This window comes from Bradyrhizobium sp. SEMIA, from assembly GCF_014844175.1.
GTDB classification, from domain to species: Bacteria; Pseudomonadota; Alphaproteobacteria; order Rhizobiales; family Xanthobacteraceae; genus Bradyrhizobium; species Bradyrhizobium arachidis.
In genome coordinates this window covers 1,199,575-1,216,762 of sequence record NZ_CP046601.1, presented here as the reverse complement: position 1 = coordinate 1,216,762, position 17,188 = coordinate 1,199,575, and the positions used below count along the sequence as shown (strand labels likewise).

At 65.9% G+C, this 17,188-nt stretch carries 12 protein-coding genes, 1 other RNA gene and 4 pseudogenes; 11 read left to right on the top strand and 6 right to left on the bottom strand.

The window, feature by feature from the left end; genetic code table 11:
* Window positions 1-33: 33 nt before the first annotated feature.
* Window positions 34-1,239, top strand: a complete 1,206-nt coding sequence (locus FOM02_RS05800) for an extensin family protein (RefSeq protein ID WP_027560654.1) — start codon at window positions 34-36, stop codon at window positions 1,237-1,239.
* An 8-nt stretch (window positions 1,240-1,247) separates the two neighbouring features.
* Complete coding sequence (locus tag FOM02_RS05795) at window positions 1,248-1,829, top strand: histidine phosphatase family protein (protein WP_027560653.1); 582 nt, start codon at window positions 1,248-1,250, stop codon at window positions 1,827-1,829.
* Window positions 1,830-1,847: 18 nt separating this feature from the next.
* Here the strand turns inward: FOM02_RS05795 and FOM02_RS05790 are convergent, their stop codons facing one another.
* Both FOM02_RS05790 and FOM02_RS05785 read right to left on the bottom strand, forming a co-directional pair.
* Entirely contained in the window at window positions 1,848-2,186 is a 339-nt protein-coding gene (locus FOM02_RS05790) for a DUF6665 family protein (RefSeq protein WP_027560652.1), read from the bottom strand.
* Window positions 2,187-2,239: 53 nt separating this feature from the next.
* Window positions 2,240-2,875 carry a TetR/AcrR family transcriptional regulator gene (locus FOM02_RS05785; protein WP_027560651.1) on the bottom strand — a complete coding sequence of 212 codons (636 nt, stop codon included), beginning with the start codon at window positions 2,873-2,875 and terminating at the stop codon, window positions 2,240-2,242.
* 196 nt (window positions 2,876-3,071) lie between these two features.
* Between FOM02_RS05785 and FOM02_RS05780 the strand changes: the two are divergent.
* The 4 genes and pseudogenes from FOM02_RS05780 (at window position 3,072) to FOM02_RS05765 (ending at window position 9,770) form a co-directional block, all read left to right on the top strand.
* Window positions 3,072-4,381 (top strand): annotated as a pseudogene (locus FOM02_RS05780) (HlyD family efflux transporter periplasmic adaptor subunit).
* Window positions 4,382-4,409: 28 nt separating this feature from the next.
* Window positions 4,410-5,992, top strand: a pseudogene (locus FOM02_RS05775) (DHA2 family efflux MFS transporter permease subunit).
* Window positions 5,993-6,498: 506 nt separating this feature from the next.
* Entirely contained in the window at window positions 6,499-8,298 is a 1,800-nt protein-coding gene (locus FOM02_RS05770) for an ABC transporter ATP-binding protein (protein ID WP_027560648.1), read from the top strand.
* A gap of 64 nt (window positions 8,299-8,362) precedes the next feature.
* Window positions 8,363-9,770: pseudogene (locus tag FOM02_RS05765) on the top strand (MATE family efflux transporter).
* A gap of 80 nt (window positions 9,771-9,850) precedes the next feature.
* On the opposite strand, the gene FOM02_RS05760 reads toward FOM02_RS05765, so the two are convergent.
* Window positions 9,851-10,594 (bottom strand): sulfite exporter TauE/SafE family protein, encoded by a 744-nt coding sequence (locus FOM02_RS05760; RefSeq protein ID WP_027560646.1) that lies wholly within the window; start codon window positions 10,592-10,594, stop codon window positions 9,851-9,853.
* A gap of 227 nt (window positions 10,595-10,821) precedes the next feature.
* On the opposite strand from FOM02_RS05760, the gene FOM02_RS05755 reads away from it, so the two are divergent.
* Window positions 10,822-11,085 carry a hypothetical protein gene (locus FOM02_RS05755; RefSeq protein ID WP_035730890.1) on the top strand — a complete coding sequence of 88 codons (264 nt, stop codon included), beginning with the start codon at window positions 10,822-10,824 and terminating at the stop codon, window positions 11,083-11,085.
* A gap of 4 nt (window positions 11,086-11,089) precedes the next feature.
* Here the strand turns inward: FOM02_RS05755 and FOM02_RS05750 are convergent, their stop codons facing one another.
* A complete protein-coding gene (locus FOM02_RS05750; protein WP_027560644.1) occupies window positions 11,090-12,460 on the bottom strand; it encodes a PLP-dependent aminotransferase family protein in 1,371 nt (456 codons plus the stop codon).
* A 49-nt stretch (window positions 12,461-12,509) separates the two neighbouring features.
* Here FOM02_RS05750 and FOM02_RS05745 point away from each other — a divergent pair, with 49 nt between their 5' ends.
* Both FOM02_RS05745 and FOM02_RS05740 read left to right on the top strand, forming a co-directional pair.
* Entirely contained in the window at window positions 12,510-12,971 is a 462-nt protein-coding gene (locus FOM02_RS05745) for a DUF983 domain-containing protein (RefSeq protein ID WP_084334503.1), read from the top strand.
* Between the two features lie 73 nt (window positions 12,972-13,044).
* On the top strand, window positions 13,045-13,758 hold the full coding sequence (locus FOM02_RS05740; RefSeq protein WP_027560642.1) for an alpha/beta fold hydrolase: 714 nt from the start codon (window positions 13,045-13,047) through the stop codon (window positions 13,756-13,758).
* A 185-nt stretch (window positions 13,759-13,943) separates the two neighbouring features.
* On the opposite strand, the gene rnpB is transcribed toward FOM02_RS05740, so the two are convergent.
* Window positions 13,944-14,374, bottom strand: an RNA gene (gene rnpB / locus FOM02_RS05735) — RNase P RNA component class A.
* Window positions 14,375-14,522: 148 nt separating this feature from the next.
* Between rnpB and FOM02_RS05730 the strand changes: the two genes are divergently transcribed.
* A complete protein-coding gene (locus tag FOM02_RS05730; RefSeq protein ID WP_027560641.1) occupies window positions 14,523-14,876 on the top strand; it encodes a YciI family protein in 354 nt (117 codons plus the stop codon).
* Window positions 14,873-16,107 (top strand): annotated as a pseudogene (locus FOM02_RS05725) (RNA polymerase sigma factor). The gene FOM02_RS05730 and the pseudogene FOM02_RS05725 overlap by 4 nt, the downstream one beginning before the upstream one ends.
* Here the strand turns inward: FOM02_RS05725 and FOM02_RS05720 are convergent.
* Window positions 16,104-17,126 carry a D-cysteine desulfhydrase family protein gene (locus tag FOM02_RS05720; protein ID WP_027560639.1) on the bottom strand — a complete coding sequence of 341 codons (1,023 nt, stop codon included), beginning with the start codon at window positions 17,124-17,126 and terminating at the stop codon, window positions 16,104-16,106. The pseudogene FOM02_RS05725 and the gene FOM02_RS05720 overlap by 4 nt on opposite strands.
* Window positions 17,127-17,188: the final 62 nt, after the last annotated feature.

Below are 17,188 nucleotides of genomic sequence, written 5' to 3'. Positions count from 1 at the left end.
GAGTCTTTAAGTAAATTCACCGAACGTGCGTGCATGACGCGCGGAGTTCGTTTGTATCTCGTCGGCTCCATCGTCCTTGTTTCGCTTGCGGGTTGCGGACGCGGTTTTTTCCAGGCCGAACGTGAACCGTGGCGGGCCGAGGCCGAGGCCGCGTGCCTGAAATCGGGCGCGGTGAAAGAGGGGCCAGACCTCGTCCGCATCGACCCGATCTCCGGCCCCGGCATGTGCGGCGCCGAGTTTCCGCTCAAGGTCGCGGCCATCGGCGAAGCCTCCGGCACCTATGGTTTTGCCGACGAGGCGCTGCGCCCGCCCGGCAGCATCGGCAACCAGCCGCGCTGGCCGGTGAGACAGCCGCAATCGAATTATCCGCAAGGCCAGGCCTATCCGGCATCGTCCTATCCGCAGCGCCCGAACTATCCCGAGAGCGCGGTGCGCCAGCCGTCCGGCTATGGCGCCTCATCCGGCCCGATGTCGCTGAATGCGCCCGGCGTGGCGCCGCAGGAAGACGAGATCGATCTGCCCCCCGAGGGCACCGATGCCGCGGGCGCGGCGCGCTACATGAATGCCCCGAGCTATCCGACCCGGCCGGCGCCATATTCGCAGCCGCCGGCGCAGCAGCCGTTGCCGCGCCTTGGTCCCGCGCAGGGCAATCCCGTGACCGCGGTCGGTCCGGTCGCGGTGAAGCCGACCGCGACGCTCGCCTGTCCGATCGTGTCCGAGCTCGACCGCTGGCTCGCCGACACAGTGCAGCCGTCGGCGACGCGCTGGTTCGGCGCCCGCGTGGTCGAGATCAAGCAGATCTCCGCCTATTCCTGCCGCGGCATGAACGGCAATCCGCATGCCCACATCTCCGAGCACGCCTTCGGCAACGCGCTCGACATCTCGGCCTTCGTGCTCGCGGACGGCCGCCGCATCACCGTCAAGGACGGCTGGCGCGGCATGCCGGAAGAGCAGGGCTTCCTGCGCGACGTGCAGTCGGGCGCATGCGCGCATTTCACCACGGTGCTGGCGCCCGGATCGAACGTCTATCACTACGATCACATCCACGTGGATCTGATGCGTCGCGCCAGCCGCCGCCTGATCTGCCAGCCGGCCGCCGTGTCCGGCGACGAGGTTGCCTCGCGCGCACAGCGGCGCAGTCCCTATGCGAGCTCGCGCGATCCCTACGTGACCGGCTCACTCGGCGCGCGCAAGAGCACGACGCGCAAGCAGGAAGAAGACGAGTACGCCGACGATTAAGGCCCGGAATGTCCATCGTCCGCTATCTCACCCATCCCCAGGTGCAAATCGATCCCGACGTTCCGGTGCCGCAATGGGGCCTGAGCCCGACCGGACGTGCGCGCACCGAAGCGCTCGCGCAGGCAAGCTGGCTCGCCCACACCACGCAAATCGTCTCCAGCGGCGAGCGCAAGGCGATCGAGACCGCTGAGATCATCGCTATCAGGCTCGGCATTATGATCGAGATCCGCGAGGCCATGCACGAGAACGACCGCTCGGCGACCGGCTTCCTGAAGCCGGCCGAGTTCGAACAGGTCGCCGACCGGTTCTTCGCGGAGCCGCATCTCAGCGTCCGCGGCTGGGAGCGCGCGATCGATGCGCAGGCGCGCATCGTGCGCGAGGCCGAAGCCGTGCTGGCGCGCAATCGTCCGGGCGATATTCTTTTCGTCGGCCATGGCGGCGTCGGCACGCTGCTGTTCTGCCACACTGCAGGCTATCCCATCGACCGCGTCCACGATCAGCCGGCCGGCGGCGGCAATTTGTTCGCGTTCGCGCGCGACGGGCGGCAGGTCGTGCATGGCTGGCGCCGGATGGAGGAGGTCGCGGCGTAGCTCCGCCGACCTAACAACTCATTTCGCGCTCGGCTTTGACGGGGCGGGGGCCAGCCCCATGCAGCGCTGCACCTCGGCGGGGACGTTGTAGGTGCGCATGATGTGGCGGCTGTCGCGCAGGCCCGTCGCCTCGCGTTGCACCACGAACATCCAGAGCGCGTGACCGGCTTCCGCCACCAGCTTGCGCCTTGCCAGTTGCGAGGGCGTCGTCTCCGAGAGCGCATGAGCAGCGTCGAATTCGCGCAAGCGCGTCAGCGCCTGTTCGAGCGTACGGCCCATCCGTCCAAGCGCTGAGGCCTGTTCCTGGACGATCTCGTAATGGAGGATATCGACAGGCGGGCGAAGATCACGGGACATGGCACTCAATATAATGCCGCGCTACCGGCGCGCGCAACGCGGCGCGCTTGCCGCTATTTCGCCTGATACGCCGCCAGAAACATCCGCGTCGCGCTGTCGACGACCTCGGTCATGCGCGCTTCCGACGGCGCGGGCGCGGCCTGGAAGATGAAGGGAAGAAAGAGCGAGGCCTTGCACAGTTCCATGAATTGCGAGGCCGCGAGGTCGCAATCGTCGATCCTGAGATTGCCGGAGGCGACGTGGGCCTTCAGATAATCGGAGAGGCGGTTGATGGTCTTGTCCAGCACCCGCGCATAATAGCGGCGGCCGACATCGGGCATGCGCTCGGCGATCGCCATCACGGTGCGGATCGCCGATCCGCCGCCGGGCCGGCAGAGCAGGTGGATGTAGGCCCGTCCAAAATCCTTCAGCGTGGTCTCGGCATCGCGCGCGGGATCGAAATTGAACACGACCTGGCCGTGCTGGAGCGCCTCCTGCTCGAGGATGGCTTCGAACAGCGCGCATTTGTCGGCGAAGTAGACGTAGAGCGTGCCCTTCGAGACCTGCGCGGCGCGCGCGATCTCGCCCATGCTGGCGCCGTCAAAACCGAGATCCATGAACACCTTGCGGGCCCCGTCCAGGATCTGGCGGCGCTTGGTGCTGTCCTCCTCTTGGACGACGCGGAGATGTTCGCGGCCGACTACAACCATTGGTTCAGGGTCTCGGCAGGTTTTTGGATCGGGTCCAGGGCCATGAACCCGAATAAAGGATTCGGGCCGATACGGTCGACCCGGGAATAAGATGTATATTGACCGAACGGTTCGGTCAATGATATTTGGAATGCACGAGAGGGAGCCGTCCGCAGGACGGCCATCCCTGGTCGTGCTTTTTTATGGGGAGGCCGTCATGGCCGTATCGAGAGACCAGGCTGCGCGCGTGCTTCGCCAGGACACGGTGGAGACGACGCCGGAGCGGGCGGGCAGCGAGGCTGCGACCGAAAACCCCGCCGCCCTTGCCGAGCAGTTGCGCTCTCATGTGGCCGAGGAAACCAAGCGCCGCACCAGTGAGGCGCCGGAGAAGCCCGTGACCGACAAGCCGGCTGCACCTGCTGCCGCCGATGCGCCGAAATCCGGCAAGCGCAAATTCGTGCTGATGGGCGTCGGCCTCGTGCTGGCGCTCGCGGCCGCAAGCTATGCCGGCTATTACACGCTGGTCGGCCGCTTCTACGTTTCGACCGACGACGCCTATGTCCGCGCCAACAACACCATGCTGGGCGCGCGCGTTGCCGGCCACATCTCCTCGGTCCTCGCCGGCGACAACACGCCCGTGAAAGCCGGCGACATCGTCTTCCGCATCGACGATGGCGACTACAAGATCGCGTCGACGCCGCCGCGACCAGGATCGCGACCCAGCAGGCCACCATCGATCGCATCGGCCGCCAGATCGCGGCGCTCGAAAGCCAGGTCGTGCAGGCCAAGGCGCAGCTGGTCTCGGCCGAAGCCGGCCTCAAGCGCGCCGATCTCGACTATGAGCGCCAGCAGGCGCTGAGCAGCAAGGGCTTTGCCTCGCGCGCCACCTTCGAAAGCTCGGAAGCCGGACGCGACCAGGGCGCCGCCGCGGTGAAGGCCGCGCAGGCCGCCTACGACGTCGCGGTCAGCAATGTCGACGTCACCAAGGCGCAGCAGGCCGAAGCGCAGGCGCAGCTCGCCGAGCTCAAGACCACGCTGGCGAAAGCCCAGCGCGATCTCGCCTTCACCGCGGTGCGCGCGCCGGTCGACGGCACGTTCTCCAACCGTCTCGTCAACGCCGGCGATTTCGTCGCGGTCGGCCAGCGTCTTGGCAACATCGTGCCGCTCGACGACGTCTATATCGACGCCAATTTCAAGGAAACGCAGCTCAAGCGCATCCGCGCCGGCCAGCCGGTGACGATCAAGGTCGATGCCTACGGCATGCGCAAGTTCTCCGGCGTGGTCGACAGCATCGCCGCGGGCGCAGGCTCCGTGTTCACGCTGCTGCCGCCCGACAACGCCACCGGCAACTTCACCAAGATCGTGCAGCGCGTGCCGGTCCGCATCCGCGTGCCGAAATCGGTCGCGAGGCAGAACCTGCTGCGCGCCGGCATGTCGGTCTATGCGACCGTCGACACCAACAAGGGCGCGGCCGACGCCGACAGCGAGGTCGATCTCGACGATCCCACCGCGATCCATCCGCAGTAGCCGCGCCTGAGCGCTGCGAGGTCACACCATGGCCAACGCCACCACCGCTTCCTCCGCCATGATGGCGAACCCCGCCGAAGAGCGCATCGCGCCGAAGCGGCTGTTCGCGTTCATCATCATGGTGTTCGGGATGTTCATGTCGATCCTGGACATCCAGATCGTCTCGGCGTCTTTGAGTGAAATCCAGGCCGGCCTGTCGGCGAGCTCTAGCGAAGTCTCCTGGGTCCAGACCGCCTATCTGATCGCCGAAGTCATCGCGATCCCGCTGTCCGGATTTCTGTCGCGCGCGTTCGGCACGCGGCTGTTGTTCGCGATCTCGGCGGCTGGCTTCACCTTCTCGAGCCTGCTCTGTGGCTTCGCCACCACCATCGAGGAGATGATCCTCTGGCGCGCGCTGCAGGGATTCCTCGGCGCCGGCATGATCCCGACCGTTTTCGCCTCGGCCTACACGGTGTTCCCGCGCACGAAATTCCATATCGTCGCCCGATCATCGGGCTTGTTGCGACGCTGGCTCCCACGATCGGCCCGACGGTCGGCGGCTACATCACCGACCTGATGTCCTGGAACTGGCTGTTCTTCATCAATGTCGTTCCCGGCATCGCCATCACGCTGGGCGTGCTGGCGCTGGTCGATTTCGACGAGCCGCATTTCGAGCTGCTCGACCGCTTCGACTGGTGGGGCCTGTTGTTCATGGCCGGCTTCCTCGGCACGCTCGAATATGTGCTGGAGGAAGGCCCGCAATATGAATGGATGCAGGACACCTCAGTGGCGATCTGCGCCTGGATCTGCGCGATCTCCGCGATCGCGTTCTTCTGGCGCGTGTTCACCGCGGCCGAGCCGATCGTCAATTTGCGCACCTTCTCCAACCGCAATTTCGCGATCGGCTGTGTGCTCCAGTTCTGCATCGGCATCGGCCTCTACGGCCTGACCTACATCTATCCGCGCTATCTCGCCGAGGTGCGCGGCTACAGCGCGCTGATGATCGGCGAGACCATGTTCGTCTCCGGCATCACCATGTTCCTGGTCGCGCCGCTGGTCGGCCGGCTCATGGTCAAGTTCGACATGCGCTACATGATTGCGTTCGGTCTCGTCGTTTTCGCGATCGGCTCCTACCAGATGACCTGGATCACCCGCGACTACGATTTCTACGAGCTGCTGGTGCCGCAGATCCTGCGCGGCATCGGCATGATGTTCGCGATGGTGCCGACCAACAACATCGCGCTCGGCACGCTGGCGCCCGACCGGGTCAAGAACGCCAGCGGCCTGTTCAACCTGATGCGCAATCTCGGCGGCGCGGTCGGGCTCGCCGTCATCAACACCGTGCTCAACGACCGCACTGATCTGCACATCACGCGCCTGCAGGAACGCGTGCACTGGGGTAACGCCACCGCGACCGAGACGCTGACCATGCTCCAGCAGAAATTCCAGGGGCTCGGCGATTCCACGCTGATGGCGATGAAGCAGCTCAGCCAGATCGTGCACCGCCAGGCCGTGGTGATGAGCTTTGGCGATGCCTTCTTCATGCTGACGCTGTTCTATCTCGGCCTCAGCGTGCTGGTGACGCTGCTGAACAAGCCGGCCTCGCTGGCCGGCGGTGGCGACGCGCATTGAGTGCGCCACATAGTCGGTGTCGTCGCCCGGCTTGACCGGGCGACCCAGTATTCCACCAGCGGCGGTGGGGTACGGAGAAGCCGCGGCGTACTGGGTCCCCCGCCTTCGCGGGGGATGACAGCGGAGGTTCAGGCGAGGGCACTGCGCAAAGTGTCGCGCACCAACGCACCCCGCACCAAATTGCAACACTCATCCGTGATCTCGCACGGGCCCCGTTGCAAACCGGAAACGACACATCTATAAAGCGCACCTCATTCAATCGAACCGGGAGGGATTTGCATGATTTCGTCGCAGTCGCAGATCGTACGCCCGCGCTCGATGATCGCCTGGCTCGGTATGTACGCGGCCTGTTAGAGGCCCTTTCCGCCGGCTTCGATTGGGCACATCGTCCCGATCGCTCCTCTTCCCAAGTCAAAATCAGTTCTCAGTGACGCCGTCTCGGCCCGCGTGGCCGGCTTGCGTCCATCGATGGAGCCGGCCTGCGCCAAACGCAGCCGGATGATGCCATGACCGCTTTGTCAAAGAAGCCCGCGGCGATACGCGTGGTGTTGCCCTTCGTGTTCCGCCACTGGCTGAAGCAGCCGGGGCGCACGCTGATCGTCGCCGGCGGCCTGTTGGGCGCGACCGTCGCCGACCTGTTCATGCCGGTCTTCTCCGGACAACTGGTCGATGCGTTGACGCGCGGTTCAGCCGACCTCGATGCGCGCCACGCCGCGCTGGTCGCATTCGGCGCCATCGTGGCGCTCGGTGCAGTCTCCGTGGTGCTCCGGCTGATCGGCCTCCAGGCCATCGTGCCGTTCACGCTGAAGACCATGACGGAGGTGGCGCAGGACGCGTTCATGCGCGTGCAGCGTTTCTCGACCGATTGGCACGCCAACTCCTTCGCCGGCTCCACCGTGCGCAAGATCACGCGCGGCATGTGGGCGCTCGACCTGCTCAACGACACCATCCTGATGGCGTTGGCGCCGTCTTTGCTGGTGCTGATCGGCTCCATGGTCCTGATCGGCCTGCACTGGGCCTCGCTCGGCGCGGTGATCGCGGTGGGCGCGCTGTTCTACGTCACCATCACCGTGGTGTTCTCGACGCGGTACATCGCGCCGGCCGCGCGCGTCTCCAACGCCTGGGACACCAAGGTCGGCGGCACGCTGGCGGATGCGTTGACCTGCAACGCCGTGGTGAAATCCTTCGGCGCGGAGCTACGCGAGGATACGCGGCTCGCCCGCGTCATCAGCCGCTGGCGCGTTCGGGTGCGGCGGACCTGGTTCCGCTACAACTACACCGCCATGGCGCAGCTTGCGCTGCTGCTGTGCCTGCGGGCGTCGGTGATCGGCGGCTCGGTGCTGCTGTGGATGTACGGGCACGCCTCGCCCGGCGACGTCACCTATGTGCTGACGAGCTATTACGTCATCCACGCCTATCTGCGCGACGTCGGCATGCACATCAACAACCTCCAGCGTGCCGTGAACGACATGGACGAACTCGTGGCGATCCATGACGAGCCGATCGGGATCGTCGATGCCGCGGGCGCCCGGCCGATCGCGATCGAGGGCGGCGAGATCGTGTTCGATGACGTCACGTTCCTCTATGGCGGCCATCGCGCGCCGCTATACGACGGACTGTCGGTCACGATCCGCGCCGGCGAGCGCGTCGGCCTGGTCGGCCGCTCCGGTTCCGGCAAGACGACCTTCGTCAAGCTGGTGCAGCGGCTCTATGACGTCTCCGGTGGTCGTGTGCTGATCGACGGGCAGGACATCGCGCTGGCGACGCAGCAATCGCTGCGCAGCCAGATCGCGATCGTGCAGCAGGAGCCGATCCTGTTCCACCGCTCGCTCGCCGAGAACATCGCCTATGGCCGGCCCGGCGCCAGCCTGGAGGCGATCGAGCAGGCGGCGCGGCTCGCCAATGCGCACGACTTCATCCTGCGCCTGCCCAAGGGCTACGGCACGCTGGTGGGCGAGCGCGGCGTGAAACTGTCGGGCGGCGAGCGGCAGCGCGTGGCGCTGGCGCGCGCCTTCCTGGCGGATGCGCCGGTGCTGATCCTGGACGAGGCGACCTCGAGCCTCGATTCGGAATCGGAGGCGCTGATCCAGCAGGCGATGGAGCGGCTGATGAAAGGCCGCACCTCGATCGTGATCGCGCACCGGCTGTCGACGGTGAGAAGTCTCGATCGGATCCTGGTGTTCGACCGCGGCGAGATCGTCGAGCAAGGCACCCATGCCATGCTCGCGGGCAAGCCGGGCGGCATCTATCGCGGCCTGTTCGAGCGCCAGGTGGTGGAGCTCGGGCACGTCGCGGCAGCGGAGTGAAGGAAGTGCAATGGCGCGTGGCTGACGGACGATCGCCAGCCACGCCGCCAGAGGATGGAATGACATGAAAGACCTGACGCACGGCTCCATCGTGAGACATATCCTGGCCATGGCGCCGCCGATCATGCTCGGCATGGTCACGATCATGATCTGCCAGCTGGTCGATCTGTACTTCGTCTCGGGTCTCGGCGAAGCCGCGGTGGCGGGCGTCGCCGCGGCCGGCAATGCCGGCTTTCTCGTCAACGCGCTGTTGCAGGTGCTCGGCGTCGGCACGGTGGCGCTGGTCGCGCATGCCGTGGGACGCAAGGATCGGCACGATGCCAATCTGATCTTCAACCAGGCGATCGCGATGTCGATGCTGTTCGGCCTATTGACCCTGGTCATGGGCGCGGCGCTGTCGCGCCTCTACATGCGTTCGGTCGCCGCGGACCAGGCCACGATCGAGGCGGGGACCACATACCTGTTGTGGTTCATGCCGGCGCTCGCGCTGGAATTCGCCATGCAGGTGCTGGCCTCCGCGATGCGCGCCACCGGCATCGTGCGCCCCGCGATGCTGGTGCGGGCCGTCGCGGTCGCGATCAACATCGCACTGGCGCCGGTTCTGATCTCGGGCTGGGGCACCGGCCACGCGCTCGGCGTCGCCGGCGCCGGGCTGGCGAGTTCGATCGCGGTCGCCATCGGCGTCCTGATGCTGCTGGTCCATTTCCGCAAGGTCGAGCGCTATGTCGTCTTCGATCCGGCGCAGTGGCGGCCGCAGCTTCGGGCACTGGAAGCGGATCCTCAATGTCGGCCTGCCGGCCGGCGGCGAGTTCGTGATGGTCTTCATCATCATGGGCGTGGGTTATTATGTGCTCAGCATTTTCGGCCCGGCGGCGCAGGCAGGATTTGGCATCGGGACGCGTGTCCTCGGCCTGATCCAGATGCCGGCGCTCGCCGTTGCCCTCGCCGCAGGGCCGATCGCCGGCCAGAATTTCGGTGCCGGCAATGGTGCGCGCGTGCGCGAGACCTTCGTCAAGGCGGCGCTGGTCGCGACTGCCGTGACGATCGTCTTCCTGATTCTCGCGCAGGCCGCGCCGGGTCTGTTGCTGACCGGTTTCTCGAACGACCCGGAGACGATGGCGGTTGCCTCGCTGTTTGTGCGCATCATCTCGCTCAACATGGTGGCGCAGGCGCTGATCTTCACCTGCTCCAGCATGTTTCAGGGGCTGGGCAACACCAAGCCGGTGCTGTGGACCTCGGCAATACGGGTCCTCACCTATTCGCTGCCGTCGATCTGGCTCTCGACATGGCCGGGCTTCCGGATGGAGCACGTCTGGTATTTGTCGATCGTGACGACCACGCTGCAGGCGGCCTTGAACGTGTGGCTGTTGCGCCGCGAGTTTACGAAGCGCCTTGCCCTGCCGCTGAAGGAGGCGGCGTCCGGGCAGGCGGAGGCTCGACCGGTCGCGCCTCCCGTGCGTGAGCCCGCTTAGCGGCGGCTTGTGACCTGCCCACGGCTCCGGCTCATTTGCGGCGCCGTGAGCATGGCGCTCGCCGCGAACAAGGCCGCAAGCTAAATTGCGCCAATGCTGTTCCAGACGAGCGTCAGGCCCGACAGGAACAGCAGGCCGAGCACGACGTCGCCAAAGTGCTTGTCGTTCAGTGCGTGATAGACGCGGGCGCCGGCCCATGCGCCGATCAGCGTGCCCGGAAAGGCGACGGCTGCGAGCCAGACCACCTTGAATGCAACGAGACCCGAGGCGGTCTGCAACACCAGCGCGGCTGCGAGCACGGTGAAATTGAAGAGCTGGAAGATGCCGCGCCGCTCATGCCTGTTCCAGCCGCGGATATTGGCCCACAGGATCGGCAGCGGCCCGGACAGTCCGGCGAGGCCGCCCAAAATGCCGCCGGCAAATCCGATCGCGCCGTCGGCGATGCGGCCGCCGAATTTGACGGCGAGCGGTCTCTTGTTCAGGTAGAGCGCCGATGAAAAGATCAGGATCAGCACGCCGACGCTCAGCTTAAACACTTTGGGATCGGCGGAGGCGACCATCATGGTGCCGAGCGGCACGCCGATCAATCCTCCGATCAGGAATGGCCAGACCAGCGACAGGTCAAAACTCTTCCACATCGACGGCAGCGTCGAGGTCTGCGCGATCACCGAGCAGATCAGCACCAGGGGCACCGCGAGCGAGGGCGGCAGCACGTAGAGCCAGATGCCGAGCGCCATCAGCGCCGTGCCGAATCCGGCCAGCCCCGAGACGAAGCCTCCGGCCAGCGCGCCGAACAGCAGCAGCACGTAGGTGAGCGTTTCCAACGGATTGTCCTTGTTGCAATGGGCGATGCCGGATTGTTGATCGCCACTGCCCGCATAGCACAGCCGCAGCCGGGGCGGTCAATTTCAAAACCGCACGCAAGCGTGATCCGCGACCGCGGGCGCTCGCGAAAGACCGGCCTACATGATCGTCGTACTTCAATTGGGGCCTCCCGACGCTAAGTGCGCTTCGATCGGCGTGTTCCCCGTTTAGATGATGGAGCATGATCATGACCGGCACGAAGATGGCCGTCTCGGCCGCGCTGCTGTCGGCGATGGCCTTGATGCCGACTTTGGCGCAGGCACAGTTTTCAGAGCCCGCGGCCTATCAGGCCGCACATCCCGACCGCGATGTGCTCAATGGCGGCCAGCTCACGCCCGCAGCACGCGCGGCACTTGGCCAGCAGGGAATGCCGAGCAATGCCTATGCGGCTTATCCGTCAGCCGTTGCGCCGGTGGTGCATCCGCGTCATCGCCGTCACCATCAGCAATGAACGCCTAGACGATCTGCCTAGTGTCGGCGGGCTTGTGCAGCGCGCCGACCAGGATGCGCAACGCCTCGGTCAATTCCACCCTGTTGCGCGCCGCGCCCAGCGAGACGCGCGCGGCATGCGGCGGCATACCGTCCACGGTGAAGGCATCGCCGGCGACCACCGCAAGTCCGTTGCGCAACAGATGCGCCGCGATGTCGGGGCGGCCGTCCGGGAGCCGCAGCCACAGATGATGGGCGGCGGGCTTGGCCAGGAATTGGAAACCTTTCAGCGCCCGCTGCGCCAGCTGCTGGCGTCCGATGGCTTCGTTGCGGATCGCGGTGATGATCCGGTCGGCAATGCCGGCTTCGATCCAGTGCGTCACCAGCGCGACCATCAGCGGCGCCGGCATCTGCACGGTCGCCTGCAAAGAGCTGCGCATCTGAAGCTGCGCGTCGCTGTCGGGCGTCACGAGATAAGCGACGCGGAGCGCCGGCGCGATGCATTTTGACAGCGTGGTTGCGAGATACGTCCGCTCGGGAATGAGGTTTGCGATCGGCGATGCCGAGCGGTCGAGCAGGCCGTAGGCGTCATCCTCGATCAGAATCGTATCGGCATCGCGGATGATCTTGGCGATGGCGTCACGGCGCTCGGGGGCAAGCGTCGCGGTGGTCGGATTGTGCAGTGTCGGGATGAGATAGGCGGCCTTCGGGCTGTGCGTGCGGCAAGCCCTTGCCAGCGCATCGGGTAGGATGCCGCCGTCATCCATGGCGACACTGACGAGCTTGACGCCAAGCCGAGCCGCGGCCGCTTTGATGCCGGGGAAGGTGAGGGCCTCGGTGAGCACGACATCGCCGGGCCGCGCCAGATGAGCCAGCAGGTTGAACAGGATGGTCTGCGCGCCGGGAAAGATCACCAGCCTGTCGGCATGGGCGTGCGGCACGCGTGCGCGCATCCAGCGTGCAGCGACCTCGCGCTCATGCGCGCTGCCGCCGGGCGGCTGGTAGTTCAGGAACGCGGTCAGGCCCGATTGCGCGCGGAGAGCTTCCATTCCCGCAATGATGCGCTCGTCGAGCTGTGCCTCCAGCGGATGCGGCGGCACGTTCATCGAGAGGTCGATCGCGACAGGATGCGGCAGGTCGACCGCGCGGCGCGCGCTGGTCTCCGACACGAACGAGCCTTGTCCGACGCGCGCTTCCATGATGCCGCGGCGCCGCGCCTCGGTATAGGCGCGCGTCACCGTGGTGAGATCGATGCCGAGCGCTTTGGCCAGCGCGCGCTGCGTCGGCAGTTGCTGGCCGCGCACGAGACGGCCGGCGGCGATGTCGGCTTCCATGGCCTCGACGATGCGCTGGTAGCGCGGCCCGCTCAGCTCCGAGATTGTAGGGGTCCAATCCATGCAATTTAGGCCCATATCCTTTGAATGTATGGATGCAAGATAGTATTGTATGGATCAGCAAAACGGAAGAGGTGTCGTCATGACGACCGGTTCAGTTTCTCTGGCGAAGGCGATGTGGCGCGGTTTTCGCGGCAAGTGCCCGAACTGCGGCGAAGGACATATGTTCGGACGCTTCCTGAAGGTCGCCGATAGCTGCGATCATTGCGGTGAGGAGCTGTTCCACCAGCGCGCCGACGATTTCCCCGCCTATCTCGTGATGGTCGTGGTCGGCCATCTCGTGGTGCCGGCGATCCTTGCGATCGAGACCGCCTATGCGCCGCCGGTCTGGCTGCAACTGGCGGTGTGGCTGCCCGTGACGCTGTTCGCCTCGCTCGCGCTCTTGCAGCCGACCAAGGGCGCCATCGTCGGCCTGCAATGGCAGCTCGGGATGCACGGCTTCGAGGCGGCCAAGCTGCGGCGCGAAGCCACCGAGTTCGCTCCGGTACTTGTGAAGGACCGGCGCGCCGCCTGAAGCGGTCGTGAATTTTACTTGGTGCGACCCACCACTACACTCCATCGTACCGACACTAACGATGGAAATGCAGATGGCCGGACGCTCGAAGATTTTTCTGCTCTGTCATGGCGCATGGTCCGGCGGATGGTCCTGGAAGAAGATGCATCCGCTGATGGCACAGGCCGGTCACCGCCTGGTGGCGCCGACCTATACCGGGCTCGGCGAGCGTGAACATCTCGCCAGTCCCGCGATCGATCTCGAGACGCATATCCAGGACATTCTGAACGTCATCAAGTTCGAGGACTTTCGCGATGTCGTGCTGCTGGGGCACAGCTATGGCGGCATGGTCGCAACCGGTGTCGCCGATCGTGCGCGCGGATATGTATCGCAGCTGATCTATCTCGACGCCTTCGTACCGCGCGACGGTCAGTCGCTGTTCGACCTGCACGACGCCGGCCGCGAGCCGATGCGCAAGGCGGCGGCCGCAGGTGATGGCTACCGTGTCCCGCCAAACCCGCCGCCGGCGGATACGCCGCAAGCCGATCTCCGCTGGCTCGATGACCGCCGCGTCGACATGTCGATCAAATGCTTCGAGACGAAGCTGAAGTTGGAGCGTGGCGAGCCGTCGATGCCGCGCAGCTACATCTACTGCAAACGCATCCCGCCGGGCGATGTGTTCGGGCAATTCGCGAAGCGCGCGAAGAGCGAGGATGGCTGGCGCTATTTCGAGCTCGACGCCAGCCACGCGCCGAATGTCACGGCGCCGGAGGCACTGATGGGTGTCTTGAACGAGATCGTGGCCTGACTCGCAGCCGTCATTCCGGGGCGTGCGCAGCACGAACCCGGAATCCATTCCTCCGCATTCTCTGCCGCGCGATGGATTCCGGGCTCTCGCTTCGCGAGCCCCGGAATGACACCGTTTGAACGGCTGCGTGCACTACCCAAAATGGTGAGGGGTCCGATGCGTCAGCATCGAACCCCTCGTTGCAAGATATCAGCCGGCCTGTAAGCCGGGTTCTGTAGGGCACCGCCTGCTTGCGCAAACGATACGTGACGGCCATTCCTCTGGGACCATGTTTGCACATGGCCTCGAGCAACCTACCCGGACGGCGGGCCTGACATCGCCCCGCGGCGTTATCGCTTTCGCGAACGGCCCGCTACGCCGTCCCTATTCGGTTTTGCTCCCGGTGGGGTTTGCCATGCCGGCTCCGTTGCCGGATCCGCGGTGCGCTCTTACCGCACCTTTTCACCCTTACCTCGCCGAAGCCCCGAAGGGGCGAAGGCGGGCGGTTCGTTCTCTGTGGCACTTTCCCTGGGGTTGCCCCCGCCGGACGTTATCCGGCACCGCATGTCAAGGGAGCCCGGACTTTCCTCCCCGGCGGCCTTTCGGCACCTGCCGGAGCGGCCGTCCGGCCGACTGACTGGTAACGCATGGGGCATTTGTGACGGTTCCGTCAAGCCGATATCGCCGCGCGCGCCGTGGCCAAATAATTTATCCTGAAGATGTCGTTTGGCGCCGGCCCCGTTCGACTGGATGTCGGTGATCCCCACGACAACAGGAGTTAAGCAATGCAATATCTGATGCTGATCTACCGGAGCGAAGCGGAACTGAGCAAGATGAGCCCCGAGGCCCGCCAGAAGATCTCGGCGGAGTACGGCACCTACACGCAGTCCATCGTCCAGAGCGGCCATTTCAAGGCCGGCGACGGCCTTCAGCCGACGACCACGGCGACGACCGTGCGCGTGCGCGAGGGCAAGACTCTCACGACCGACGGCCCGTTTGCGGAAACGCGCGAGCAGCTCGGCGGCTATTATCTGGTCGAAGCCAAGGATCTCGACGCCGCGATCACGCTTGCCGCGGGCATTCCCAACGCGCGGGACGGGTCGATCGAGATCAGGCCGGTCATGATCTACAACAAGTGATCTCCTCTCGCGACATCGAGACGATCTTCCGCGACGAGGCGGGGCGGGCGCTGGCCACGCTGATCCGCCTCGTCGGCGATTTCGATCTCGCCGAGGACGCGCTCCAGGACGCCTTTGCGGTCGCGCTGGAGCGCTGGAGCGCGTGCGAGATTCCGGACAATCCACGCGCCTGGCTGGTGAACGTCGCGCGCAACAAGGCGATCGACCGCGTCCGCCGCCGGGCCGTCTTCCGCGGCAAGCAGCAGGCGCTGGTGCACGAGCTCGAGCTGAACGCGCAAGGCGACGACGAGCCGCCGGCGATGCTCGACGACGACATGCTGCGGCTGATCTTCACCTGCTGCCATCCCGCGTTCGCGCCCGAGGTCCAGGTCGCGCTGACGCTGCGCACCGTCTGCGGGCTCTCGACCGCGCAGGTCGCGCGCGCCTTCCTCGTCAGCGAGGAGGCGATGGCGCAGCGCCTCGTCCGCGCCAAGCAGAAGATCAGGCTCGCTGGCATTCCCTATGAGGTGCCCGAACGCGACACCCTGGTGCCGCGGCTCGATGGCGTGCTCACCGTGATCTATCTGGTCTTCACCGAAGGCTATGTCGCGACCTCGGGCGCGGATCTGATGCGGCCCGATCTCGTGGTCGAAGCCATCCGGCTCGGCCGCCTGCTCGACCGGCTGATGCCGGAGCGCGCCGGCGTCAAGGGCCTGCTCGCCTTGATGCTGCTGCACGATGCGCGCCGCGCCGGGCGCGAGACGGCGGCCGGCGACATCGTGCTACTCGAGGAGCAGGATCGTTCGCTGTGGGACCGCGCGCAGATCGAGGAGGGCCTGCGCCTGGTCGATGACGCGTTGCGCCTGCCCGGCCGCCCGCAGGCCTATGCTGTGCAGGCAGCGATCGCCGCGCTGCATGCGCGCGCACCGAGTTTTGAGGAGACCGACTGGCCGCAGATCGCCGGGCTCTACGAGGTGCTGCTGCGCATAAGCCCGTCGCCGGTGATCGAGCTCAACCATGCCGCGGCGGTGTCGATGGTCGACGGCCCGGCACGCGCGCTCGATCTCGTCGAGCGATCACCGCGCGCGGCGGGCTCAACGGCTATGAGCTGCTGCCCGCGGTGCGCGCGGATCTGCTGCGTCGGCTGGAGCGGAAGGACGAGGCGCGCGAGGCCTATCGTGCCGCGACGGAGGCGACGCAGCTCGAGCCGCTGCGGCGGCTCTATGCGCGAAGGGTCAGCGAGATGGATTAGATGCCAAGCGCGCTTTGGTAGGCGAACAGGGCGGGCGCGCCGCCGGTGTGAAGGAAAATGACATCCTCGTCGTTGCGCCAACGCCCTTGGCGGATCATCGCGATCAGGCCCGCGAGCCCCTTGCCCGAATAGACGGGGTCAAGCACGAGCGCCTCGGATTGTCCTGCCAGCCGGATGGCTTCGATCGTGGCCTCGTGCGGCACGCCATAGGCTGGTCCGGCATGGCCGGCGACCACTTCGACCATGGCGTCGTCGAAGCCTGTACCGAGCAGATCCGCCGCCAGCCGCGCAAGAGCCACCACATCGGAGCGGACCCGCGCGGGCTCGGCATCGATATCGATTCCGACTATTCGCGTGTCGGGCATGGCTGCGGCCGCACCGACGACAAGACCAGCCTGCGTACCGGCGCTTCCGGTGCAATGCACGATTGCGGCCGGCTTGATGCCCGACAGCGCCGCCTGCTGCTCGATTTCGCAGATCGTCGTGGCGTAAGCGACCGCACCCAGTGCATTCGAAACGCCGTAAGGCACGAAATACGGCCTGCGTCCCTGCGCCCGGAGATCGTCGACGAGCGCGCGGATGGCGGCATTGCGATCGCCGGTCCACGGCACGTCGTGCAGCTGCGCGCCGAACAGCCGATTGAGAAAGGCGTTGCCCGAGGTCTCGTATTCCGGCGTCGGCGGCGCGAGCCGGCCGTGATAAACGGCGAGATGACAGGGGAGGCCAAGCTTGGCGGCAACTGCTGCAACCTGCCGCTGGCTGTTCGATTGCACGACGCCGCCCGAGACGATCGTATCGGCGCCGTTTGAAACCGCGTCGTGCAGAACGTAGTCGAGCTTGCGCAACTTGTTGCCGCCGAATCCGAGCCCGGTCGCATCGTCGCGTTTGACCCACAGTCGCGGCCCGCCGAGATGGGCCGTCAGCCGCTTCATCGGCTCGAGCGGAGTCGGAAGATCGGCGAGGCCCAGGCGCGGAAAAGCGGCGAGGCGGTCGATCAGCAGCTTGCGATCAATCTGCATCGTGTCGTTCGTCCCGCTCGGAGCCGGTCGTCGGACAATAGCCCGGCGATCGGAGTTGCAGC